Origin of the sequence: Chryseobacterium hagamense, from assembly GCF_007991455.1 — a bacterium.
GTDB classification, from domain to species: Bacteria; Bacteroidota; Bacteroidia; order Flavobacteriales; family Weeksellaceae; genus Chryseobacterium; species Chryseobacterium hagamense.
The window spans coordinates 1-25,365 of the sequence record NZ_BJYJ01000025.1 but is presented as its reverse complement, the minus strand read 5'-3'; the positions used below and the strand labels follow the sequence as shown (position 1 = coordinate 25,365).

Genomic DNA, 25,365 nt, shown 5'->3' with positions numbered 1-25,365 from the left:
GTTGATAATTTTTTCAAAAATAATTAAAATAATCGGGACTGCGCAAAAAGACTGCATACCTGCACCGTTACTTTGCATCAACAAAATGAGAGAACTTATGGAATTTAACGGAAATAACCTGATCGAAATGGGATACCGTCCTGCGAAATGGTTTAAGGAAGCAATTGAATTCATCAACGAAAATAATCTGGATCAGGACCAGATCAAAACATACCTGGAGCCATTCAGACAGCCCGAACTGGTTCCGCTCCACGAAACGGCAAAGAATTTCGTCATCAACATCCGGGCAGAACACGAAAGCGAGAACGACAATGTAGAGAAGGTAATCAACACCATGAACATACTGATGAAAACTCCGACCCTGATCGAAGGAGCGGTAATGCCGGATGCCTGCCCGACAGGCCCTGCGGGAAATATCCCGGTAGGTGGTGTGGTAGTTGCAAAAAATGCCATCCACCCGGGATTCCATAGTGCAGACATCTGCTGTTCGGTCATGCTGACGGATTTCGGGAAAGCAGATCCGAAAGAAGTTTTGGATGCCGCCCATTCCGTAACGCACTTCGGGTACGGAGGAAGACCGAGAGGGGAACAGATGCCGATGTCGCAGGAACTGATGGATGCCTTCAGGGAAAACGACTTCCTGAATGACGAAAAGCTCATCAGCATTGCCCGTTCGCATATGGGAACCCAGGGCGACGGAAACCATTTCCTGTTTGTCGGAACTTCCAGGAATACCGGAAACACGATGCTGGTGACCCATCACGGATCAAGGGCACCGGGCGCGGCGCTGTACGATAAAGGAATGAAGGTGGCCAACCGGTTCAGGATGGAAATTTCCCCCGAAACCTTAAGGGAAAATGCATGGATCCCCTACGATACCGAAGAAGGGAAATCGTACTGGGAAGCCCTGCAGCTGATCCGGGCATGGACCAAAGAGAACCATACTTCAATCCACGACGCCGTTTTAAATAAAATGGAGGTTGAGAAAGAAGACCGGTACTGGAACGAGCATAATTTCGTCTTTAAAGACGGAGACCTGTTCTACCACGCGAAAGGAGCGACTCCGCTGGACGATAAGTTCCTGCCGGATATTACCGGACCGAGACTGATCCCTTTAAATATGGCCGAACCGGTGCTGATCGTGAAAGGAACGACCAACGAAAGAAACCTAGGTTTTGCACCACATGGAGCCGGAAGGAACTTCAGCAGGACCCAGCATAAAAAATCATTGGCCCATAAGACCATTGAGGAAGTCTTCGCCGAGGAAACCCAGGGACTGGATGTCCGTTTCTTTACCAATGAAATCGATATTTCCGAGCTGCCGACCGCCTATAAAAGCGCGAAGAACGTAAGGGCACAGATCGAGGAATACGGATTATGTGAAGTCCTGGACGAAGTGATGCCGTACGGATGCATCATGGCAGGTGATGTGCAGAAGAATGCGCCGTGGAAGAGGAAGAAGAAATTCAGAAAAGGTTGATTTTTTCTTTTGTCCTGAAATCGAAGATTCGACATCGTCAAACAAAAGAAACAAAAATTCAAGACTTGGAAACTTCCGCTAAAAATTAAAATTTCATTCTAAAATTCCCAAAACTTGCGCGAGTTCAAGAAGCATTCTTCAGTTCAAAATCATAGTCGCGCTTCGAACAGTGGGAATTTCTTAACGGATGAAATTTTAATTTTTTAAACGCTCCATTTTCCGAAGTCGAATGAGTTACAAGAACCAAAATTAATGAAAAATTCATCATAAAATTCTTGCGTTTGAAACTTAAATATGAGACACCTCTTTTTATTTAACTAAAAATATTAACTAATAACCCGGCTTTGCAGATGTGAGAGTCTGCAGGGCCCATGAAAACCTTTCATAAGGCAGGGGCAGTAGCTCAGATGGTTAGAGCAACGAAAAATTACTTTCCGCTACCGGCAAAGAAAGTTCCTATCAATCACCGGATTTGTAGGTCGCAGGTTCGAGTCCTGCCTGCCCCTCAAAATAGAAGGCAAAGAAAGTTCCTGTTATTGATTTCCCCACATTTACTTTCCGCCTTTTCTTTTAATAAATCCAGGGCAAAGGGAGTTCCTATATCATTTTTGAAAAAATTACTCCCCACTTTTTTATAAACGATAGGTAAAAGGAGTTCCTATTATATCAACTTTAATGAACCTACTCCTCACTTATTTTAAAAAACAATACAATGAAAACGTTAAAATTATTCAATGCTGTGCTGTCAAAAGATTTCGACGTGGAAGCTTTTATTTCGGATGACGGTTTTATCATTGAACCCCATGCTTTATGGGCGAAAAAAGAAATCCTCTCCTACTATGCCGGGGAAAAGCTGAACGGAAACGATCTCAACAAAACCTTTCATAAATCCTGGCAGAAGATCAAAGACAGCTCAAGATCACAATTGCTGCTGGAACAGGTGTATCATTATCTTTCTACTTACGGAAGCCATTTCGGAAGCGCAGTGTATATTCCGTATGAAGTTCTGGATCTGCCGGATCTGAAACTGAATTTCAAAGTGATCAAAGCCTATACGGAAGAGGAAATGACTGAAAAATGTCTTTCCCTCCTAAGCTCAGGAATTGCACTGAAGGAAGAAACCATCGATGACCTCCTGTCTGTATTATATGACGAACTGCATTATGATTTCACCGGCAGGGAAAATATCCGGAACAAGGAAGCGGTCATAAAAATCGCCGACCGTTACGGGGTTTATCCTGAACATCCTGTTGAGTTTTTCCGGTATGTGATTTATAAAACCACAGGAGAAACGCTTTTAATTAAAAACGACGATTTGATCGATAAAATCAGACAGAGCACATTCAACCCGCCTTCCCTGTTTGAAAACTTCGGGCCGGAAAAGCTGGCTCAGATCTTCAACCGTTTCAAACCGTTATTTCTGGCTTATAAAAACAGGGCACCAAAAGTGGTCAATAAAATTTCAAAGCGGTCTAAAACCCATCATCAGCCGTTGGTTTCCAACCCGCTGAATAATGCTACGAATATGCTGCTGGAAAACAGTGACCTGCACTGGCTGGAAAATGCCACGCCGTTTGCGTTGTTCAAAGCCCTGTCGGCCTGCTATTCCAGGATGTATGGCCAGGACACGTTTGTGTACAGAATAAGGAACGGAAAATCATGGACTAAAAAATCAATATCAAGCGTCGCCAACGAGCTGAATTATGAGCCTGTTTAAATTTACCTTTTATATTTTAACATTAAGAATTTAAGGCATTTTAGCTTAAAAAATCAATATGTCGGTTGCCCGGCAATATTCAATTAAGTCAATTGAAATCATCGTATTAAAGTGAAGAATAAACAAAGTTTATTTAATTCAGAAAATTAAGAGAAATGACGGAAAGTTTGATGAATTAAAATTTTAAACAGGCTCTATGATTTTATCCTGACTTATTTAAAATCGAAATATGATTTTTCAGGAAAGAAGTTCTATTTCCCGGAAGACGTGGAATTCGCCTTACCGACCTCCGAAAAAATGTTCGTCGGAAATATCCCGACCGGAACGAGATTTTATGGTGAGCGGATGGCGGTCGGTATCTACTGGGAAAATGCCTGGGGTGCCCGTGACCTCGACCTTTCCGGACTGAACATCGCCGGGAAGATCGGCTGGAATGCCGCCTATAACCAGAATGAAGGCCAGCTGATGTATTCCGGGGATATCACCAATGCGCCTGACGGAGCCGTGGAATACCTTTACGCCAACCGAGGATTGGCCGCGCCGACGCTCGTCCTGAACAATATATTCAGCGGGAATACGGATTGCGGGTATAAAATCGTAATCGGAAAAGGAGATAATATTTCCTTCGACTATATGATGAATCCCGACAACCTGTTTGCGGAAGTACGATGCCAGTCGGTGCAGAAACAGACGGTTTTAGGATTGTTTATGCCGAAAGACGGGAAGCAGTGCTTTGTACTGCTGAACTTCGGAGCGGGGCATTCCCACGTTTCCGGAAACACCGAAGTTTCGGCCATGGCCACCAATGCTTTGTATCAGCAATGGTATGAGCCGGTTTCCTTTAATCACCTGGTTAAGGAACTGGGAGCGGAAATTGTTAACCAAAAAGAGGAAGCCGATTTTGATTTTTCTCTGGATACGCTGGAAAAAGACAGCTTCACGGGACTTTTTAAATAATGGTTTTAACCGGAACAATTTTATAACTATCCACTTAAAATAAAGCATAAACACCCTGAAAGTCTCGACTTTCAGGGTGTTTATCTTGGTTATTTTTCCGGTATTTTATTTCGGTGTAGGGGTATTCATGGTTCCACTGGTATTTAAGGTACCGGTGGTGCCGTATTTTACCGTATTGTTGGTTCCGGTTTTTAAGACTCCGTTACCCGTATTCAATGTACCGTTGGTGCCGTTATTCAGCATACCGCTGTTGTTCATGGTTCCTGTTGTTCCGTTATTGAGGGTACCGTTGGTGTTTAAAGTCCCATTGGTCCCGGTGCCGGTATTCAGGGAACCGTTTGTTTTAAGTGTTCCGGTAGTTCCGTTATTCAGCAGTCCGTTGCCGTTCAGCGTGTTGTTGGTCCCGTTATTCATAATTCCCGTACCGCTGTTCATGGTTCCGGTATTGGTTCTCGTTGTGGTGGTGGTTGTCGTCTGTGCAGACACCGTGACAAAACCGCCGACGATAAATGCTGCTACAATTAAATTTTTCATATTATTTTTATTTTAGATTGGTGATGGTATAGGATATACAATTATCGTACAAATATTCAGATACCCTTAATCTTTTATCCTGAACGGTATGCAATTAATAGAAAGATTAAAGGGTTGGAAGCCGGAAGCTTTCCGGTTAAAATAACGGCTGACTGTTTTCAATAAAAAATAATAAGATTAAGCCGTATTTGATCCGGGATTTTTATTTTAATATTTATCTTTATATGTCTGAAGGAAAGTGAGCGTCTACAGGTTCTTAATCCTATAGAAGCTGACATTTCAGCTTTTATATTTTCTTATCCCGGTAACCACATTTATTTAAATAATAAAAAGTTATGGTAATGCTGATATTTATCTGCTTACCCGAAAATAGCCTATAAAAAAATTCAAAACAGTAATTATTCTTTGAAGGGTGACATTTTATTTACTAAATTTATCCTGCTGAAATCAGTTTGAAAAAAATGCAATCATGGATGAAAATATTTTGCTCTACCAGGTAAAGCCCGGAGATACCCTCGACAAAATCGGAGGTACGATCGGAATGACGGGGAATCAGCTGAAGGATTTCCACAATGTCCATTGCGGAAAGATGGAAAGGTTGTGGTTCAACAATCTGGTGGGTATAAAGCAAATTATCATTCCGAAAGAATACAAAAGCCCCGAACAGATCAGGAAAGAAAAAGAAACAGCACTTCCGCCTTCCAGTATTACAAGGGAATTTTATGCTACCGGATATACCGTAAAAGAATCGTTTTCAGATGGGTCCGGTACGTCTCTGGAAATAGAATACAAAATCGATGTTTCCTTTAAGAAAAAGCAGGACCTGGATGGTCCCGGTGAAATTGTTGATGTAAAATGTTATGATTTTAAAAAGAACGGAACAACGCCGGATGATAAAATAAGCGAGATCTCCTTAGCCTGCATGGAAAGCATCTCTCCTGTTCCTTTCACTATTCCTTCTCCGGGAAAAATCTCCGGGATTTTTGAATTTGAAAAGCTGAAACAAAGATTTCAGGAAAAACGACCCGACTTGGAAAACTTCTTTATCGGCGAGGTTTATCAGGCTTATCTTGACAAATTCCAGGCAAATCTGGGAAATCGGGAGTATATCCTGAAACAGTTTTCCTCTACCCTCCTCTATCAGCTGATGTTTCCGAAGATGGAATGGTTTCATAAGACCGGTAACTGGCAGGAAGATTTCTGTTTTGTTCAGCATTCTTTTCCGGTAAAATGCAGAATGAATGCAGAATACCATCATACGGAACCCGAAACAGCAGAAACTGTGCTCAGAGGTTATATTGAAGAACCTCTCAGTATACAGGAAATATTGCGCGGGGTACGGTTTACCGAAGAACCTGAGAAACCGGCAGACGGCGAGATAGAATTCCGTTACCGCACCGATAAGAAAACAAAAAAAATGCTTCAGGCAGAGGCTTCCGTTATTTTAAACAGTGAAGACGAACTTTACCGGAAACAAACAATAAAACTGATCTCCAATGAAAAAATATCCTGACGAAAATAATAAATCCGGAAAAGACCCGGCTGTTTTTCAATCCGGTTTTTCAACATTCCTGAATGATCTTGATCTCGTTGACGGTAATGTGAATGGTTTTGATGAAGAGGTCAATGTAGAACTCAATGCTGGCGATGTAAAAAACACGGAACCGACTGACAACAATGATGACCCAAAAGAAGAAAATAAAAAGACTGAAAGCAGCTCCGGCGAACACGACGGGAAATATTTTGTTGTCCAGAAAGGAACGGCCTGTTGCGACAAAGGCAGCAAGTTTCCGAACTTTAAAGTGACCAGTCATCAAAAACACTATTGGAATGATGAGAAAGGCGAAGCTGATTATCTCGCTGTAACAGAAGACGATCTCACCTTTAATCCAACAGCAATGCCATTCGGAACCTGCAGTATAAAAAACGGGAATCCATGCGCTTACTCCCCTGCCGGAAAATGGACAAAAACGTATGAAAAAGTAAAGGTGATGGGTAAAAGCGCCGTGACCGAACGCTCCGAGCTGATGTGCACAACAGGCGGGAAGATTAGGGTGATGAAACACGGCCAGCAGAGTGAAGCCGGAAAAAGGCATGTGAACAACGCAGATTCCCGGGAACAGCAGACGTATAATCCCGTGATGGATTTTGAAGAGTTTAAGGAAGAAGTTAATGAGTCTGACGAACCACATGCCTGGTAGGTGAAAATATTAAGATCATGGCAAAAAAAGGTGTTTATAAAATATCAGGAAATACAAATCCTAAAGTTGGAGAAAAAACATTTTATACTGTTGAAGAATGGTACCCTGAAACGTCTCTTTCTGATCGAAATCCGGCGAAGGTGACATGGGAATTATTTGTGAAAGTTGATGATAAATTTGAAAGCACAAACATTAAGAAAAAAGGTATCAATCATTTTACTTTTGGATCAAAAGCACATCAGTTTACCTATAAAATTGAAGGGTATTTATATAGGCCGGAAGGAAAATCGCCGATGTCTATTATTGTACAGCCTCAAAAAAATGATGATCCGCCTAAGCAAAAAGATAAAGAAATTTTGGGCGTTAACCTCACATATGAGGATGGTTCTGAAATTAAAAAAACTTTAAGTTACAAAGACCGGTTGAAAGCTACTGCCAAATGCGAAGGTATGGAGGGTGAAACGGTAGTGTTCACTTTATGGGAAGATGATGCCGAAAAAGCCGGACATCATAAAAATAATCAATATATCACAAAATCGCCTCCTGTAGAAGTAAGTAAATATGGAAAAGCAATATGGGTCTTCCCTTTGAGCTCTACTTTTATTTCTCTGGCCAATAAGAAAGAGGATGACAGGAAACAACATGAATATTATGTAACCACAGAATATAATGGAAAGATCGATGCCTCCGGGAATGTAAATGTAAACAACCCTGAATATACACCGCCTGCTTCTAAACCTGCTCTGCCAAAAGACACGCCCGGCAGTACATCTGTCCCAAAACCGAAAATACAACCGAAAAAAGATACGCCGAAAGTCTCAACTAGACCCGATTCGCCAAATAATCAAGCCGATAAGAAAGGAAATATTATCAGTATAAAACTGGCGGATGCTAAGGGAAAAGCATTCACGGAAACCCCAAAATTTGGAGAAACCATACAGGTTGTTATTGAAGGAGAAAATCTGGTGGGTAAAAAATATATTCTCCGTATCTGGGAGCATGATTTAATTGGTGAAAATGATTTGTTGTATAACCAGGTCCATACTTTCAAAGCAGATAAACAGATCTTATTTACAACGCTTACAAAAGAAATGGAGCAGAAAGGAAGAATAGGAAATAATCCTAAAAATCCTGATAGTGGAGAATATACTGCCGAATGGAGCAGTCACCAGGAGATATTTGCAGAAGTTGTTTTTCTGTATACCTCCTCAAAATCTTCAACAATAGATGTTGGATTAAAAGAAGAACCTAAACCCGTAGATCATAAAAAAACTCCGACAACTATTGATAAAAGTGATGCCGGGAAAGATGATGGTAAATGTTTTTGTAAAGAAAATCAGTTTAGATGGGGAACGAAATTAACCTGTGAAGAGAGGAAAAAGGTTTTACAGGTATGTGCTGCATTATGGGGGGAAGAAAATAAAACTCAAAAAGCAAGCGAATTAATGTCAGTGATACATTTGGAAACTAATAAATCATTTAAACCATCTGCTGACAACGGCGCCGGATATACTGGTTTAATCCAGTTTAGTGACGCTGCTGCAAGGTCTGTTAACACTACACGAGCAGAACTAAAAAAAATGACATTTGTACAACAAATGGACTATATTAAAAAATATTTTGAAAAGAAAAAAGATGTTTTAAAAACAATGACAGATTTATATCTTTTGGTTTTAAAACAAAACGCAGTAGGTCAAGGCGGAAATCCTGATTATGTATTGTTTGACGAAGGTGTATCTGTACCAGATGTACCTTACGACAAAAGTAATTTAACCAAAGAGCCCTGGGTGACTAAGTACGGATATTCCAGCAATCCAACATTCATGAGAGAAAAAGGAGAATGGCAGAATAGGAGAATGTTTAAATCCTATTCAAAGGGAACAGTAGAGCGAAGAGGTTTTACAAATGGTAAAACATATGTTTCAGAAGTTACAGATGTATTGACCAAAGAACATTACGATTTAGGTAAGTTAGAAATTTTTACCGGAGAATGCGAAAATAAACCCAGAAAGAAAGATAAACCAAAAGGAAAAAGAGCACCATGGGTAGGTGTAGGATTTGAAGAATTTGAAAAATACAAAGGTTTTGTGGAAAAGGAAAGTCCCTTAAAAGAAAAAATTTCAAAGTATTTTGAAGGTACAGGCAATTCTGACTTAGATTATACAAACCCTTGGTGTGCAGCATTCATCAAGTGGTGTTTTGACCACACTGATGAATATAAAAATATTAATTCTAAAGGAACTGCAGCGGCATTTGATTGGGCAGCATATGGTAACAGTAAAGTTATAAATAATAAATATGTTGATGGCTGGAAAAACGGAGAGAAATGCGAACCGTTTGTAGGAGCTATTATGACTTTTAATTTTTCTCATACAGCTATTTTAGTGGGAGAAAATTTAAAAGGTGATAAATATGTATATTTAGGTGGAAATCAAGGTAACGGTGACAGCAGATCAGGTTATCAAAAAATATGTTTGGGTTCGATTTCAAAAGAAAGTCCTAAAATATTTATGATGATGAAGCCTAAAACTTATATTGTCGATGATGAAGAAAAAATATTACCAAAATACAATGTCGAAGCAGAAAATTCTGCAGGAAGTTCAAGATAAACAAACTATGGATAAAATGAAACAAATTACCCATCTGATTTTTACCTTTTTTATAATGATAAGCTACTCTTGTCAAAAAAAAGAAACAGAACATAAAATTAACGAACCTACAAATAATGCTCCTGTAATGGATGATAACATTTTAAAAAAGCAAATTGAATATGGCTCTTCACGTTTTTTTCAGGAGGCCGGCGTTGAAATGCCAAAGCCTGAGTTTTCCGATGATGAATTGAACGAAGTTGCAGCGATTGCCAGTGATATTTTGAAAAAAAACGGATTTACAGAGATTTCTGATGAGAATTTTAAAAATAAAGTAAAAGATATATTCGACCGGACTTTAGAAATGAATTCTGATACGAAAATACTTTACTTAAATTTTCTTGATATTTGTAACAGAGAAATCATTCAGTACCCGAATAATGGTACTGAATATTTGGGCACCTATATTTTTAAAAAGCAAAAAATGATCACTGATTTCTATTATTTACCGGAGATCATAGATTACAAACAGACAAATCCCGGTATTTACGATTACGAAGCAAGTTTACCGGAAACTTTTAAAGATAACGACGGAGATCCGATTAAGATTCAAAAATGGCGCGATGTAGAAAAATTACCGGAAATAAGATCTAATAATATATTGAAAATTATTAATAGAAATAAATTTCTGTTCAATGACAACAAAGGGAGTTTTGCCTGGTTACGGATTCATGATCTGTCATTTTTGAACGCATTGGTAAAAACTTTTGGCTATACGAAAGACAAAGACTTATTGACATTCGTCCTGAAAAAGAATTATAAAAATCTTGATGAACTTCAAAAGATACTTTGGGCAAAGAAATGCAATGGTGATATTGTGGTCAATAAAGAAATCTTTACCATCATATCAGAAGCCTCTGAACAGGATCGGTCAGCTTATTTAAAAGCGATTTCCGAATATCTGGTAAAAGAAGCAGGCCGTAATGACGGAGCATTGACCAATGAGTCTGAAAAAATAAAAATCCTGGGATTAATTGCTTACTACAGTACAAAGGCCGGCGAAAAAAGCGGCCAATATTATGACTTTTTCAGCATTTTCGGAAGTAAGGATGGAGGAGCCAGATATGCCGAAGAATTTAAAAAAAATAATTATTATCAAATTGCTGACTTTAAAAAAGTCTGGGAAGAAACAAAAAATAGCGGAATCAGCTATCCCGGAATGGAATAAGAATTTTGACTATCCTATAAAAAAAGGATCCGAAATAATTTTTAATAAATATCTGTCCACCGTTTCTGTTAACAAGTAGTAATAGATAAATGAGATAAATATTTAAAATACATCGAGCACGCTCTAAAAGTACCTATCGATCAATTACAATTGAATAAATATTTTTACAACATTCAACAATATTGTTGAAATGGAACGATCTCAGGAAGCAAAAGGCAAACACAAACTGATTTAAAATATGAGAATAGCAATTTTCATCGTATTATTAATTATGACAAGTTGTAATGGTGATCCGAAAAAACAAACACCTGAAAACAATAATTCTGTAAATACTGAAATGGCAGGAAAACCCATTGATATAGAAATAATTAAAAGTTTCATTGAGAAACAGAAAAATGTTGAGACCGAAGAAAACGAGCCTGAGCAACCGTATAGCCTTTCTAAAAAAGATTTTGATATTTCCAGGGATCTTGTAGCCAATGGCCTCAAAAATTCAGGATACCGGTTTATTTCGGAAGAAGAATTCAGTAAAAAACTGTTTGATATTTTTAAGATTACCAAGAATTCCAATTGTGATAGGGTTTCATCTACAAATCATCACATCATTTTGTTCGGTAATGCCATGGACGGCTCAAAAAATACAAGAATACAAAACCAGTATGATCTCTACGGCGATACGCAAAATCTTTTTATTGTGCCGGATGAGAAATTTTTAACCCAGACTTTTTTGGTAAAAGATCTTGTAAAAATTAACGGTAACACATTCGCTATCGACCTTCCTCAATTTATCGTAGCAAGAAATAAATATCTTTTCAACGACAGCAAGACGGATCTAACCTGGTTATTATTCAATGACAAAGAATTTCTGAAGAGACTGGTTACCGATTTCGGGTATGATAAAGAAGAGAAAATCAACCAGATGGTCTTGGTGAATCTCTATAAAAAGTATGCTGATCCGAGCCATAATATCACTGAAAAAATGGGTGAACTGTTTTTTACGAAAAATTGCGAAGGGAAATTACAAATCCAGCAGGGTTTGCTGGATTTCGTTTCACGGCATACAACCAAAGATGACGACCGGTTTATCTACGCCTTGGGAAACTATCTGGACTACCTGTTTAAAGAAGACAGGGATGATATCTTTACCGAATCGCCGTCAAAAAAATTCACAATAGACGAAAAAGCAAAGATTGTTGCTTTCGTAGCGAATATAGAAAGTCCTGCATTTTATAAATTCAAACCGATGAACAGCAGCACGGCATGGCACAATTCAGGAACCGCACTGTATAATATGACGGCTGCTCATCCGGAAATACTGAAAATTATAGAAAGAAACAACTATTATGGTCTCAGTGCATTGAAAGAGGTTATTGAAAGCGTAGCATTTGAAGAAGAAGGTTCCGGAAGCCTTTAAGTGTAGCTTATGGCAATTAGCTTTTTGCTATTAGCTTTAAAATCAAAATTTTAAAATTCAAAAACGTAGTATTAAATTATTTCAGGTACTTAAAATACGGCAGCCATAAAAGTATTGCTAAATCGCTGAAATACTAAAATCGGTAGAGGGTCATTTAATATCAAATAGAAATGAAAAATTTAACTGTTCATCCTTTCGGAGTCTTGTTCTTGTTTTTGAGCACTCTTTATTCCTGTCAAAATACAGACCCTTTGAAAAAATTAGTGAAGGACACCAAAAACTCAATGCAGGCCGAATACCTTCTGGAGAAAGAGAAAATCTGTGATCTGAATAATGATCAGAAAGAGGATATCATTCTCGTATACAAACCGAAGAATGTAGATAAAGAGATAGAATCGCTTGATACCCCTGTTATCGTGTTACTTAGTCAAAATAATAACTATACGAAGATAAAGAACGGCAATATCCTGTATTCTTACATTCCGGGTAATTCGGTTTTAAACAATAACCTGGTGACTAAAAACGAATTTTTCACATTGGAACAAACTGAGGGAAACGGCAATAATAAAAAGAAAACGTATATCACTTTTAAGTTTGACAAAAGCAGCAGGCATATTTTTCTCAGTAAATATGGTGTTGAAACCTCTGTTCCCGGTAAAAAAGGAATGTTTACCAAAACTCAGATATTTTCAGCCAAAGATTTTGGTCAAGTAAGATTTGAAGATTTCGATTCTTCTTCCATATCATCGGTTATTAAAATACAATAGTAAAATTATATTTAAAAGAAAAAACGCATCATATTCATCCATTAACCCATTTTTGAATTTGCTTTAAAGGGAATAAGCTGTATGCGATAAATATTCGTTATAATATAGACTGTATAATTCAAATATGATTTGATGCTGAAAAATCAGATACCAATAGAGAGTTATTAATTTTAATTTTTGTTATTAGATATGAAGAAATCCGGATTCATTTATTTGATTATCAGCTTCACGATACTACTGGGGCTGTCGTTTAGAAAAGAGAATATCATTTCCAGCAGCCGCACGCAAAATTATTTTGTTGGGGATCAAAAACTTTCAGACAAACTGTTTTTTAAGACGTTAAAGGGTAAAGAGGGATATACCATTTTAAAAAATCAGGCTGCGCTTTATGAAAAAAATTATTCCAATTTTAAAGGCTTGTCCAATTACAGATCAGCCAACATTAAATTTGAAAAGCAGTTTTTAAACGGTGGGAAAAATTACAGAATCATTCTTTACACCTTATTAAATAATAAAAAAACAGATTCGGTTGAATTTTTCAGGCACACCGCCGGTTTCAGATATGAACCCAGTAATTATACCCACGTTTCTTACCTGGATCTTAAGAACAATAAAATATGGCAGCTGAAATATTTCTCATCTCCTGCAGCCAGGTCTGCTGATCCTGTTTCTTATGAGGTAAGTAAAATCGAAAATGGAAAAATCAAACCGGATCATCTCTATTTTTTAGATGAATCATTGGACGCTGAAATGGATAAAAGAAATCTGTACTACTAAAGCATTGAGCTACATGAACAAATTTTACGGATTGATAAGCAGATTAAAACAGAATAATAAATGATGAGCCTTTAAAATTTTAAATAAAACACAATGATAAAACATTTTTTATTAACATTAATATTCAGCTTTTTTATAAGTTCCTGTGCAAAGCCATCAGAGCATCAGGAAAAAGTCAGTAACCATATTGATCATAAATCTATAAACAAACCTCAGAATTCTTATAACGATGATGAGACGCTTAAGGTAACCACAGAAGGTGATGATTTAATAGTGGTCTATAAAAATAAAAAAGAGATTTATAAAAATCTTATCGTCAATGAGATGTCTGTTTCTACAGAGCTTATTCAAAATAATGACCGCGGTTTTTCACTACTCTATGACCAGAATGCTTCTTCTACAAAGATCAAAGAAAAATATGATTTTACCTGTTCGGATACAGGAATCTTACTCATGGATAAAGAAATTATAAAATTCGGACCGGATGGATTGATGATGAACAGGTTATATGTTGATAACTTCAACCTGTTGAATAAAACGTATGAAGATCTACAGTCTATAGGAGCAGAACTTCCGGATCGTTTCGAGCAGGACAGCCCATCAATGTCCGTTTACGATTCTGAAAATATCCTTTTTGCGATACAGAATTTTCAAAATTCTCCGGAAGATTTCTTTATCAGCTATCCTGATGTAAAAAATGGTGATCTCAAAATCAGTAATGTAGAGTCAGCGAACAATCAGGCTTTTCATCTGGAAAAAACCGGGGCCAACCAGCAGTCCAAAATTCTGTTGGAGCAAATCATCCGTCAATTTCCGGACCGGATTGTTGCCTATCTTAATCTGGCAGACGTACTCTGGAAAATTCAGGACCACGATCAGGCGAAAATACATTACGCAAAATATTTGTCATTAATGAAATCCCAGAATAAAAATCTGTCGAAAGTACCGCAACGGGTTTATGATCGGATTGAATAGGCTTGGATGTATTGTTAGAAATAGTATATAGCCAAAAATGATGCTGTTTCAATAAAAATATAAAAGGGAAATCATAATTTTACTTTATCAGAAAAGAATACGAGACGAAAACGGCTGTTACCGTTTAGAAATAAACCAGTACATTATGAAAAACCTTCTTTTAACCGGACTAATCGCTTTTTTTTCAGTTGCCTGTAATAAATCACGGGAAGAAACAACCTCTGCATCTGTAAGATCGGACACCCTTGTTCTGAAAGACCAGGGTATTGTTTTCGTTTCGCCGGGTGATCAAACGATATCGGCCCTTAAAAAGAAAAACGGTGAAGATTTCTACACCATCGCAGACGATGCCAACAACTATTTTTCTGAAGCATCAACCTATCTTGACTCGCTGAAAGTATCCTATAAAAATGCTGATGACACGAAAGTGTTTGTCTATAAGAAAGATAACAAAACCGCAGCCATTTCAAAACATAAAAGCCCCTGGTATGCCGTATTTTATAAAGACGGAAAATATGAGACTGTGGATCTGATCAACGTTAGGGAAGAATATTCGAAGTTTTTTGGGAATGCGGTAGCTAAAAGTGCAGGAACCCTGGATTCCAAGACGGTCATCGCCTCTGTTGCCGGGGATCAGTATTCTGTTGTAGAAGAAAAAGACTGTGACCTGAACAATGATCATTTTACCGACAAAATTGTCGTTCTGGCCACTAACCGTGATCCCGATCCCCAGGATCCTGACACCCAAATAGCGCCCATATTGATTTTACTGAATGATCAGAATAAAAAATACGACGTTCTGAAAAACGAAAAGATCTATCCGAACAGCTTTGGGGATTCCTTCCGGAAGCTGGTCGTGAAAGACCGGTTCTTTACGGTTGAACTCTTCAATGAAGTGCCTGACGAATACACTTCGGAAAAATACATTACCTTCAAATTCAGCGAACCGTTAAAAGAGGTCGTCCTTTCCAAATACGGGGAAAATACCGTCTGGAATGACGGCAAAAAGACGAACACCTTATGTTCCGATAAAAATTTCGGCAGGATCCTGTTCCGGGATTACAATTCCGATGACATCCGCACCAAATGCCCGAAATGATGCTGAAAGTGCCCTTCGCTCTTTCGCTATTAAATCTCCCACGGATTGCGCAGATTTTCACGGATGACTGCGTTTATTTTTAACACATAAGTCACAGAGAAAGATTTGAATAGCTTGAAAATATTTTCAGAACACCTCAGAGAAAATCAAAGATTTTCATTGGACCGTACTCCGGGGGCTGAGGCTCTCGAAGCCCTGCTTTATCCACAAAAATCAATGGGTCATTTCTGCAAAAGATTTAATACATAAGTCACAGAGATTTTGTTATAGGTCGAAACATTTTCAGGACACATCAGAGAAAAATCAAAGATTTGACTCATCTTTTATTTATATTGTTGAAGGAATTCGCGAACCCCTTCGAGGTTTTTAAAAACTTTGTGCGCTTTCTCCAGCATCATATTCAACTTTTTTTTAGCTGCATCAATATCTTTTGTGACTTTTGTGGTTAAAACCTTCTACCGGTTATAAGGATTTTCACAGGTGATAACGTGGCTTCGAGAACCTCAGCCACCGGGCAGCCTTTCCTTACAATGGTGGTGAATCAAATTCCAACACGCTGTTTGTCATCCGGTAGGAATTTAAACATCGTATTAGAATCGTATGGAAAGATTCGGGTGAGGTACCTAGCGGATCTGAACCTCAATTTCCTGTGGTGTAGATTGAAAACGATCCTTTCTCCTGTTCTTCCGTTCCATGATCAGCCACGCCGCGTCCAGAATCTTCATCAGGTGGAGGTACGGGCCGACGATATCACGTTCCGGTACCTGGTTGAACGTCCCGAGGGAGAAATACACGATATCCGAAAGGAAGTCCTCTAATTCCTCAAGGCGGTACTGCTTAAAAGCTTTGCGGAACACCCGGACCGGATCGCGGTATTCTTCCGCCGAAAGCGAACCGTACAGCAATGGATTGCCGGTCTCCGAAACGGGCTCTCCTATCCATTTCCCGGATTTCTTCCGGAGGCACCACCCTGCCCGGATCAGCGACCGCAGCGACTGGTGGAGGTGAAAGACCACCGAAGGATCTTCCGGGATCCGCGTTTTCCCCTGTACCGCGTACTGCATCATCAGGTTGAGCCGCGCCTTCGCCGTGGCCAGGTCATAGAACTGGAAAAATACATCCCCTAAAGCTATGGGTGAAAGCTTGCTCCGGCCGGACCAAAACCGGGATTCAAAGTCTATGTTGTTTTTTTTCATACAAAGAAGGTTTTGTGTTTTTGTTTTTCTTCTGGTTGCTTGATATAATCTGCCCTACAAATGTAATAAAAAATAGATACAATTCGGATTTAAGTCCGAATTATTTTACGGAATTACGCTTTTATTTGTTTCTATGGAAGTAGCAAACAGAAAGATTGTTGAGTATATAAGGGATAAATGGGTTGTTCCGATGAACAATAACAGTCGTTTTGCTACTGAAAACAATATTGATGAAAAAACAGTACGGAGAATCAGAGAAGACGACACGTATCAGATCAGTTTAATTACGATCATGAGAATATGTGAAGCCCAAAATATTAAATTATCCAAATTCTTTGAAATGGCTGGACTGTAAAAAGAAATAAATATTGAGAATCCTGACGTGAGTCGGGATTTTTTGTTTTTAAGAGAGAATATAATTTAAAATTTTCAAAAATTCAGGGAAAATACCTAACAATAGCATTTCATAGTTAAGTATTTTTGTTGAAAGCTAATTTACATTGCATTTGTTTGAATAAAAAAATTAAATATTAATTATTTCAGAGATGTAATGTTCATAATTTTTACTTTTTCTAAATTTTAAACATGACATTTCAACAAGCTACCGAAATTAGGCTGCACCTAATTCAAAGTTTAAGAATCAATGGCTTAAGTGAGGTTACTCAACAGATTGAGATTGCCTTACGTGAAGAATTGGAACAAAAAGAGAGGTTGGTATTTAACCCAAAAAGACTTTTAATTTTTTACATTGATAAATCAATTGAAATATTGGAATCAATCTCAAATGACAATTTTGAAATTATAATTAATAAACTAAATAAAGCCATAGAGTCTGAAGTTCCTATTGAAGATATACAGATTCAACTGGTAGAAAATCAAGGAGTTTACAGTTTAAGAAATCTTCCATCTTACAGACCTATAATAGAGGAATTGAAAGAGATTCAGAACATTATTTTAGAGGACAATGACACAAGCCCAAATAACAACAATTAAAAGCAGAATTTCTAATATTCTAGAAAATAGTTTAGCAATATCAGCTGCACAATCTTCTATGCTGTTACCTATTAGTGCATTACAAGGTAAATTATATGAAGCTTCTGTATTAGCTGAGATTTGCCACAGATTAAATGTGGATGAAGGATTTAATCTACGTTTAATTAACAATAATAATATAATGTTAAAACAAAAAGGTGGTCCTGTGAACAGGTATTATCCCTACATTGAAGTATATTCATCTAGTCATTTGGTAGCTGAACTTTGGACAGATATTGAGTTTACAACAATGAGCCACAATATAAATGGGTCAAACAGCATATTAACAAGACAAGACTACCATGAATTGGATATAGCTCTGACTTGTCCAAATATATCTAACAGGCCAAGTTTTGAACAGATCTATATGGCGGTCGAATGTAAAAATACAAAAATAGAAAAACGTGTTATTCGGGAAATCTTGGGATATAGGAGAGAAATGAGTCTTCTTAGTAGTAATAAAAGAACTATTTTTTCTAATTTTCCTACCAATATTGTTCCATCATCTCCTAATTCTGTTCATTTGTTTTATTGTAGTGACCAAAATGTTTTACATTATTTTGATAATTGTAAGATTTTTGGAACATTGTTAATTCATTATACAATGTAAATTTATAATCTTGTAAAATATTTACATATTATTAAATGCATTTGTTTAATATTATTAAAAATAATATTTTAGATAACTATAATAACCATTAAACTTATACTCAATGTCTGGAGAAATCACTATTGACCTTCTTAAAAGTGAAAATGCAAGAAGCTTTTTAGAAGGTAACATAATCCATATAACTGAATTTTTAACCGTAATAAATCATATTAATGATTTGATTGATTTAGCTAAGACAGATGAGTCAAAAGAAAACTTACATAAAGCGATTACTGTCTTAGGATCTCGTGGTAGTGGAAAAACGTCGTTTCTTTTAAATGCCAAGAAGTATTATGAGACTAATAATGAGGTAAGTGTACTTCCAATTATTGATCCAACTTTAATAGAAGAAAAAGGACATGTTTTTTTGAATGTTTTATCAGCGATATCTGAGGCAATAACCAAAAAGCTTGATGACGATGTCTTTAATTTGGAATATAATCAACAGATTAAAAGACAATGGCATAATAAGTTAATGAATTTAGCTCACGGAATTCCCTCTATTGATGGAATAGGTTCTAATAATTCAGATAATTGGATGGATCCTGAATTTGTTATGGACACTGGTTTAGCAGCAGTATCGGCATCAAGAAATCTTATGCAAAATTTCAATGATTTATTAGATTTCTCAGCACAAATATTGAAGAAAAATGTTTTTCTACTAATTTTTGACGATATTGATGTGGATTCGTCCAAGGGATGGGCTGTTTTGGAATGTATAAGAAAATATTTTACCAGCTCAAAACTGATTATTTTATTGAGTGGCGATATGAATTTATACTCTACCGTTATTCGTCAAAAAAAATGGATGAATTTTGGTCGAGAAATACTTACATACGAAGGTATAGAACAAGGAACAGGTTATAACAGCAAAAAGATTAATAGATTTAATGATATGGTTGTGGAACTTTCTTCACAATATATGTTGAAAATTATGCCTCCAAAGTATCGTATTCACCTTACTACAATTTCTGAAAAAAAGAGAATTAGCAGGGATATAAGCATTAACGTCAGTCATCCTGCATTGGAAAAAGAAGAAAGTCTAGACAAAGTTTATAATAGAATTCTTAAAAAATTTGGAATTGTTAATCCTACACAACAAGAAGTCTATAGAACTTTTCTACTTTCACTTCCTCTTAGAACGCAAATACAATTTTTGATAAAAAATATTGATGACAAGAATCGTGATTATAATTCTATAATAGATATTTTCTTAGGAGAACTTCAAGAAAAAAATGTAGATACGTACACATCTAAGCACTCTTCAAAATTCATCAATACTATAATACTTGACCTTTTGATATCAAATCATAGATTATTAGATGTATATCAGTTACAACCCATTACAACTGATTCAAACCTTAATGCATGCTTATTTTCTTTAAATATATTATTATCATCTTCTATTAATAGTAAAAAAAATGGGAAATATCTACTTTTTGATTACTTTATAAGAATAGGATATATAAGAAATATTTTAAGTATTATTCCTTACGCCACAAGTAATAGCTCCTCAAATATTGTTAGCCCAACAATAGAAGATCTTTGTGATAAAAGTGGTATTTATACCGATCGAGTATTAAGGGATATCACGGCCAATCTACAAAGTTATATTTTTGGAGCAATCAATAATCCAGCAACGCAAAATACAAATCATTATATCAAATTAATGGGACTTGAAGAAATTGCAAAAAAAGGATTTACAGATCGACTAGATTCAGTTTTCTCTCCAGTAAAGACAAAATCGCTATTAGATAAAACGATAGCTTATATTCCAAGTTTTATTTCATCATATTCACACAGACAAGCAACTCAAGTTTCATATTCAATTCACATTTTATTGGCAACAATAGGGGAAATCTTAAAAAGAGATCAATTAATTGCAGCTGATAAAATAGAGCATGAAAGAATGAAAGAAGTTGTTTCTGCCCTTCTTAATTTATCTCAAATGAGAGCCTATCCCGCACCAATTTTTGACAGAAGGAATTCTGTAATTTTGCAAAACGATTCAGTGAATGACAATCCTAGTCTGTTTGATTTTTTAAGTGACGATTTTTCTGATAAAGGAGAATTAGACAATTTTGCAGAAGATATATTATCTTGGATTTCTTCCTATGAGAAAATTGCAAATCCAGCCGAAATCCCTTCTCATCTTCTTGGAAAAATATATACTAGATTTTATTTTGCATTAGAAAATATTAATAGAGACTTTAATAAATCAATCTTATTAGGAGAAATTTTTAATTATCAAATAATTTCATTTTTTAATGCAATTATAGTTGAAGATACTTTAGAACAATTACAGAATACGCCAAAACTAAGTATGGACAATACAAAACTTTCTAGCCAATTGTTCCTACAAAATTTAAAAAAATTGAATTCATTACCTTCTGAACAAAAAAATTGTCTTTCATTATCTAAATGGCTATTAAGCTGTCCCCTCTTAACCTGCTACTTAGATTATAGTGATAATGAGTTAGTTTTTAGACTTGTCGATTATACCGGACAAAACTTAGAAAATGCTATGAGAATTTCAGTGTATAATCAGTTAAACTTAGTTCAGATCAGCAATTCAGATGCTGTAAAAAATGCTGCAGATATATACCAAGTATTTATGGAAGGAGATAGTACTTTAGCTAACAGAGGTAGAGAAAAAGATTTAATAAAAATTTTAAAGGAAAATGATTATCCAAGAAAATGGTTTGAAGACAAAGGAAAACCTACAAATACGCAACATAATAAACAAATAAGCACGTATCTCTATACTATATTTGGCAAAAAAGACAATAGCGGTAAAATAAGAAATTTCCGAAGATTTTTAGAATTAAACCCTTCTTTATGGCCGTAGATTTATATAAGTATCTTCTAATGGATAATGAATCACTTTCCCAATACATGGTTGGTAATGATGTTTCATTTGAAGATATTAAGAGAAGATTATTTCTTTTGTCTAGATCTCAAAATAGGCTAATACCAGATCACCTCTATCGACTTTATCAAGAAAAAGCTTTTGAAAATGTTTTTAACTTTAGTGACATTTTTCTAATTGGCGTTAAACAGCTTTCAGAAAATCACTTAGAGGTAAAAGACAAAAGAGTATATGTAAAAGAAGAAATGCAGAATTCATGGCAGGAACTTTTAACATACATACCTCCTTTATTTCTTCAGTCTTTAATTATGTACAATGAATATATTAAAGTAGAAAATAAAGATTTATTTTTTTTCAAAGATTTAATATTCCCAAACACAAAATATACATCTATACCTAGTGCAAAAATCACACAACTGGAGCATTTACTTAATGACAATAAAGGTTTTCATGATTTACACATGCACTTAAATGGATCTTTAGAAACAGATCAGATTTGGCAAGATTATTTGTCACATCCAACTCTAATATACAGAGATCTGAAAAAAAGTTTTAGCAATAGTAAAGTTAAAGAACAAATTGAACAAGAATCATCATTACTTGAACCTCTTATTTATATCAATTTGTTAAAAGATGCTCAAAAAATTCGACACATATTATACGAATATATATTTAATCCTGATAGTCTTAAAAATGATAAAAATTTTCGCACTAATAATATTAATAAGTTACTATCAAATCAAGTTGCAGGATATAGGCATCCATTTCTAGATCAAATTTCATCAGATTGGGATACACCTTATTTGATGTCAGTAGAATCTTATATGTATGTTTTGATTTTAGAAAAAATAATGAAGAGTCCTAATGAAGTTATAACAAAATTATTACACTACTATCTATTAATATTAGGATTAACAAATCGTCTGTTAGTCCAACAAACTCACCAAAATGGTTTTGAGCAATTTCAAAAGAATACTTTAAATGGTTTAAGAGAACAAAGTGAAAAAAGCTATAGTAGAAGATATCTGCAAATGCACGGAAACGAAAGTAAATTTTTATCTTTTTTAGAGGGAAGATTTTCACCGAAGGTTACACAATTAGAATTAATCACGCAAATTGAAGCAATATATAAAGGCTGGAACAAGATGATAAAAACATTGAATTTAAGTTTATCAGAAAATCATTTACCTCAGTTAAAACTAATAGCACATTTTATAAAAAAAATAGATGCAAAACCTAATCCTTATATACGACACAAAGCATTAAGATTAGAAGTTGCAAAGAAAGGACGAAATATATCTTCTTTATTAAAAAATTACCCTAAGTATAAAAGTAAACTGATTGGAATTGATGCTGCTTCAAGCGAGTTCGATGCTCCTCCAGAAGTTTTTGCTCCAACATATAGAGCACTACGTCGAAAAGGTATAAAACACTTCACATACCACGCAGGAGAAGATTTTTATCATATTTTAGATGGTTTACGGTCTATTTATGAAGCAATTATTTTTTGTAACCTCACTAAAACTGACCGTATTGGTCATGCTACGGCTGCTGGGATTTCTATTAAATTATGGTCGGAGATAATTGGTAAAAGTATTTTAATAAAGCAAGGGATACATCTTGATAATTTAATTTTTGCTTATCATTTGATTGTAAAATCAAATGCAGTACAACTACAAAGATTAATTCCACAAATAATAAACGAAGTAAATAATTTAAGCTTTAATATTTATAATGAATATTATCCTATACTAATTCTTGAACAAGCTTGGTTAATGCGTGAATGTTGCCCTTTACACTGTTTTAATGAAAAAAATTACTTACAAGCACAAGGAATTTTTGATGATATAGAAAATAATTGGTTCTTGAATAGAAAAATAATAAAAGGTTATAACAGTATTACTAATGATAAAATCATTGAGTTATACCAAAAATATCATAATATGTCAATTCGTAAGAACTATGACAAAGTTATTTCAATAGACCCATTTGAAATGTTTGATTATAATCAACTTGAAATTTTACAGCTTGAAATTCTAAAATTTATGACAATACATGAAATAGTTATTGAAACACTTCCTACAAGTAATGTCAGAATAGGTTTTCATAAAAATTATTCAACATACCATCTTTTAAATTGGATAAATTGGAATGAGCAAGGCTACAGTATACCACCAATTGTTCTAGGTTCCGATGATACAGGTATCTTCGCAACAAATATATATAATGAGTTTGCAAACCTGTACTGTTCACTTATTAATGATCATAAACTTTCTCAATCAAAAGCAATGAAATTTATAAAAAAAATTGATGAAAATAGTAAAATTTATAAATTTAAATAGAAAATCCATACATCTTATTAATCATTTATCTGAAGAATAAATCTTAAAGACATATATAAAATTTTAATTATTAAAAATTAAAGTTTTTTTTTGTATTACATAAAAATTAGGCCATCAGATTCAGCAGTAAATCTTCAAAACTTCCTCATACTAGTTCAGTAACGGTTTCATGAAATGACTGAACGTGATGTAAACTCTCAGGATAAGCATTCTTGTCAATAACTAAATAAAAACACAAAAAATCCCGGCTACAACCGGGATTTAACTTTTCAAATTCAAACTTACTTAATTTCCACAGGAACGGAGATTTTATCCCAATCCATGGTGAAACCGTTTTTGTTGATTTTGTAGACTAAGGCTTCCTGGGTGGTTGGTAACGCTTTTGTTTTTACGTCTACCCGTAGCGCGTCTTTGGACTGCTCGTATTTGTAGGCGCCCCATTGCTTGGCTTCTTTGTTGAAGATGGCGGTCCAGGTTCCGCTGGCTTTAGGGATCAGGAAGAAGCTGTATTTCCCGGCCGGCAGTTTTTTGCCCTGAACGGTAATATCTTTATCCGTTTCGAACGTGGTGGCTTCGTTGGCTCCGGCTCTCCATACTTTGTCATACGCTTCCAGGCCGCCCCAGATGGTACGCCCTTTTACGGATGGGCTGCTGTAAGCGATGGTAATGTTGGCATCTTTGATTTTTCCGGTGGCCGTCATCGGTGGGCTGGCCGGTTTTTTGGTTTCCTGCGCGAAGGCATTTACAGAGATCGTCATGGCCGCCACAAGCACGGTCGCCGATTTTAGGATGGATTTCATACTATTTTTATTTACTTGTTTGTTATTTTGTTAATCGTTTACGAATGTACTGCTTTCTTCTTAGATCTGCTTCAACTTTTTTATGGAACCGCAAAAGTCTCAAACATATTTTTAAGCGGATGGATGATGAGCCAAGTTCTTAACACATTAGTCACAGAGAAGATTTAAATAGCTTGAAAACATTTTAGAACACATCAGATTAAAAATCAAAGATTTTTAAAAACTTTTGTGCGCTTTTTACAGCATCGCGTTCAACTTTTTTAGCAGCATCAGTATCTTTTGTGACTTTTGTGGTTAAAATTTCTACCACAGATTGCACGGATTTTCACAGATCGCAACGTTTATTTTAACACATAAGTCACAAAGAAGATTTGAATGGCTTGAAAATATTTTTAAAACACATCAGATTAAAAATCAAAGATTTTTAAAACTTCTGTGCGCTTTTTTATAGCATCGCATTCAGCTTTTTTAGCAGCATCAGTGTCTTTTGTGCCTTTTGTGGTTAAAATTCCTCCCACGGATTGCGCAGATTTTCACAGATGGCAGCGTTTATTTTGACACAGAAGCCACAGAGAAGATTTGAATGGCTTGAAAATATTTTTAGAACACATCAGATTAAACATCTTTGATTTTTAAAAACTTTTGTGCGCTTTGTCAGCATCAGATATTTAACTTTATTCAACGGTATGAATATCTTTTGCCTCTTTTGCGGTTAAAATTTCTCCCACGGATTGCACAGA

20 protein-coding genes and 1 pseudogene are annotated in these 25,365 nt (G+C 35.8%); 18 read left to right on the top strand and 3 right to left on the bottom strand.

Translation table 11 applies throughout. From position 1 onward, the window contains the following. Positions 1–97 precede the first annotated feature (97 nt). The 4 genes and pseudogenes from CHA01nite_RS16575 to CHA01nite_RS16565 all read left to right on the top strand — a co-directional run bounded on the left by CHA01nite_RS16575 (position 98) and on the right by CHA01nite_RS16565 (position 4,154). Positions 98–1,480 (top strand): RtcB family protein, encoded by a 1,383-nt coding sequence (locus CHA01nite_RS16575; RefSeq protein ID WP_146943398.1) that lies wholly within the window; start codon positions 98–100, stop codon positions 1,478–1,480. A 392-nt stretch (positions 1,481–1,872) separates the two neighbouring features. Then, positions 1,873–1,986 (top strand): annotated as a pseudogene (locus CHA01nite_RS20545). Between the two features lie 206 nt (positions 1,987–2,192). Beyond that, the gene (locus CHA01nite_RS16570) at positions 2,193–3,197 is read left to right on the top strand and encodes a hypothetical protein (protein ID WP_146943396.1); all 1,005 of its coding nucleotides are present in this window, start codon (positions 2,193–2,195) and stop codon (positions 3,195–3,197) included. A gap of 267 nt (positions 3,198–3,464) precedes the next feature. Continuing rightward, complete coding sequence (locus CHA01nite_RS16565) at positions 3,465–4,154, top strand: hypothetical protein (protein ID WP_170234755.1); 690 nt, start codon at positions 3,465–3,467, stop codon at positions 4,152–4,154. Positions 4,155–4,259: 105 nt separating this feature from the next. Here the strand turns inward: CHA01nite_RS16565 and CHA01nite_RS16560 are convergent, their stop codons facing one another. Continuing rightward, positions 4,260–4,688 carry a hypothetical protein gene (locus tag CHA01nite_RS16560; protein WP_146943392.1) on the bottom strand — a complete coding sequence of 143 codons (429 nt, stop codon included), beginning with the start codon at positions 4,686–4,688 and terminating at the stop codon, positions 4,260–4,262. A gap of 469 nt (positions 4,689–5,157) precedes the next feature. On the opposite strand from CHA01nite_RS16560, the gene CHA01nite_RS16555 reads away from it, so the two are divergent. The 9 genes from CHA01nite_RS16555 (at position 5,158) to CHA01nite_RS16515 (ending at position 15,737) form a co-directional block, all read left to right on the top strand. Further along, positions 5,158–6,201 (top strand): hypothetical protein, encoded by a 1,044-nt coding sequence (locus tag CHA01nite_RS16555; protein ID WP_146943390.1) that lies wholly within the window; start codon positions 5,158–5,160, stop codon positions 6,199–6,201. Then, positions 6,185–6,889 carry a DUF4280 domain-containing protein gene (locus tag CHA01nite_RS16550; protein ID WP_146943388.1) on the top strand — a complete coding sequence of 235 codons (705 nt, stop codon included), beginning with the start codon at positions 6,185–6,187 and terminating at the stop codon, positions 6,887–6,889. Before CHA01nite_RS16555 ends, CHA01nite_RS16550 begins: the two co-directional genes overlap by 17 nt. A 17-nt stretch (positions 6,890–6,906) precedes the next feature. Then, positions 6,907–9,498, top strand: coding sequence for a hypothetical protein (locus CHA01nite_RS16545; protein ID WP_146943386.1), 2,592 nt, complete (start codon positions 6,907–6,909; stop codon positions 9,496–9,498). After that, positions 9,461–10,705 carry a hypothetical protein gene (locus CHA01nite_RS16540; RefSeq protein ID WP_170234754.1) on the top strand — a complete coding sequence of 415 codons (1,245 nt, stop codon included), beginning with the start codon at positions 9,461–9,463 and terminating at the stop codon, positions 10,703–10,705. Before CHA01nite_RS16545 ends, CHA01nite_RS16540 begins: the two co-directional genes overlap by 38 nt. 238 nt (positions 10,706–10,943) lie before the next feature. Then, positions 10,944–12,119: a hypothetical protein gene (locus CHA01nite_RS16535; RefSeq protein ID WP_170234753.1), complete on the top strand. Its 1,176-nt coding sequence runs from the start codon at positions 10,944–10,946 to the stop codon at positions 12,117–12,119. Between the two features lie 251 nt (positions 12,120–12,370). Continuing rightward, positions 12,371–12,886, top strand: coding sequence for a hypothetical protein (locus tag CHA01nite_RS16530; RefSeq protein ID WP_146943380.1), 516 nt, complete (start codon positions 12,371–12,373; stop codon positions 12,884–12,886). 189 nt (positions 12,887–13,075) lie between these two features. Then, complete coding sequence (locus CHA01nite_RS16525) at positions 13,076–13,663, top strand: hypothetical protein (RefSeq protein WP_146943378.1); 588 nt, start codon at positions 13,076–13,078, stop codon at positions 13,661–13,663. Positions 13,664–13,756: 93 nt separating this feature from the next. Then, positions 13,757–14,638, top strand: coding sequence for a tetratricopeptide repeat protein (locus tag CHA01nite_RS16520; protein ID WP_146943376.1), 882 nt, complete (start codon positions 13,757–13,759; stop codon positions 14,636–14,638). Positions 14,639–14,783: 145 nt separating this feature from the next. Further along, on the top strand, positions 14,784–15,737 hold the full coding sequence (locus CHA01nite_RS16515; RefSeq protein WP_146943374.1) for a hypothetical protein: 954 nt from the start codon (positions 14,784–14,786) through the stop codon (positions 15,735–15,737). Between the two features lie 623 nt (positions 15,738–16,360). Here the strand turns inward: CHA01nite_RS16515 and CHA01nite_RS16510 are convergent. After that, entirely contained in the window at positions 16,361–16,933 is a 573-nt protein-coding gene (locus CHA01nite_RS16510) for a hypothetical protein (protein ID WP_146943372.1), read from the bottom strand. Positions 16,934–17,066: 133 nt separating this feature from the next. Here CHA01nite_RS16510 and CHA01nite_RS16505 point away from each other — a divergent pair, with 133 nt between their 5' ends. From CHA01nite_RS16505 to CHA01nite_RS16485, 5 genes are all read left to right on the top strand, one after another. Next, positions 17,067–17,288, top strand: a complete 222-nt coding sequence (locus tag CHA01nite_RS16505) for a helix-turn-helix domain-containing protein (protein WP_146943370.1) — start codon at positions 17,067–17,069, stop codon at positions 17,286–17,288. 230 nt (positions 17,289–17,518) lie between these two features. After that, on the top strand, positions 17,519–17,926 hold the full coding sequence (locus CHA01nite_RS16500; RefSeq protein ID WP_146943368.1) for a hypothetical protein: 408 nt from the start codon (positions 17,519–17,521) through the stop codon (positions 17,924–17,926). Continuing rightward, positions 17,898–18,575, top strand: coding sequence for a PDDEXK family nuclease (locus CHA01nite_RS16495; protein ID WP_146943366.1), 678 nt, complete (start codon positions 17,898–17,900; stop codon positions 18,573–18,575). The genes CHA01nite_RS16500 and CHA01nite_RS16495 overlap by 29 nt, the downstream gene beginning before the upstream one ends. A 103-nt stretch (positions 18,576–18,678) precedes the next feature. Next, positions 18,679–21,462, top strand: coding sequence for a P-loop NTPase fold protein (locus CHA01nite_RS16490; RefSeq protein ID WP_146943364.1), 2,784 nt, complete (start codon positions 18,679–18,681; stop codon positions 21,460–21,462). Beyond that, entirely contained in the window at positions 21,453–23,825 is a 2,373-nt protein-coding gene (locus CHA01nite_RS16485) for an amidohydrolase family protein (RefSeq protein WP_146943362.1), read from the top strand. The genes CHA01nite_RS16490 and CHA01nite_RS16485 overlap by 10 nt, the downstream gene beginning before the upstream one ends. A 281-nt stretch (positions 23,826–24,106) precedes the next feature. Here the strand turns inward: CHA01nite_RS16485 and CHA01nite_RS16480 are convergent, their stop codons facing one another. After that, on the bottom strand, positions 24,107–24,625 hold the full coding sequence (locus tag CHA01nite_RS16480; protein WP_146943360.1) for a DUF2911 domain-containing protein: 519 nt from the start codon (positions 24,623–24,625) through the stop codon (positions 24,107–24,109). Between the last annotated feature and the right edge of the window lie 740 nt (positions 24,626–25,365).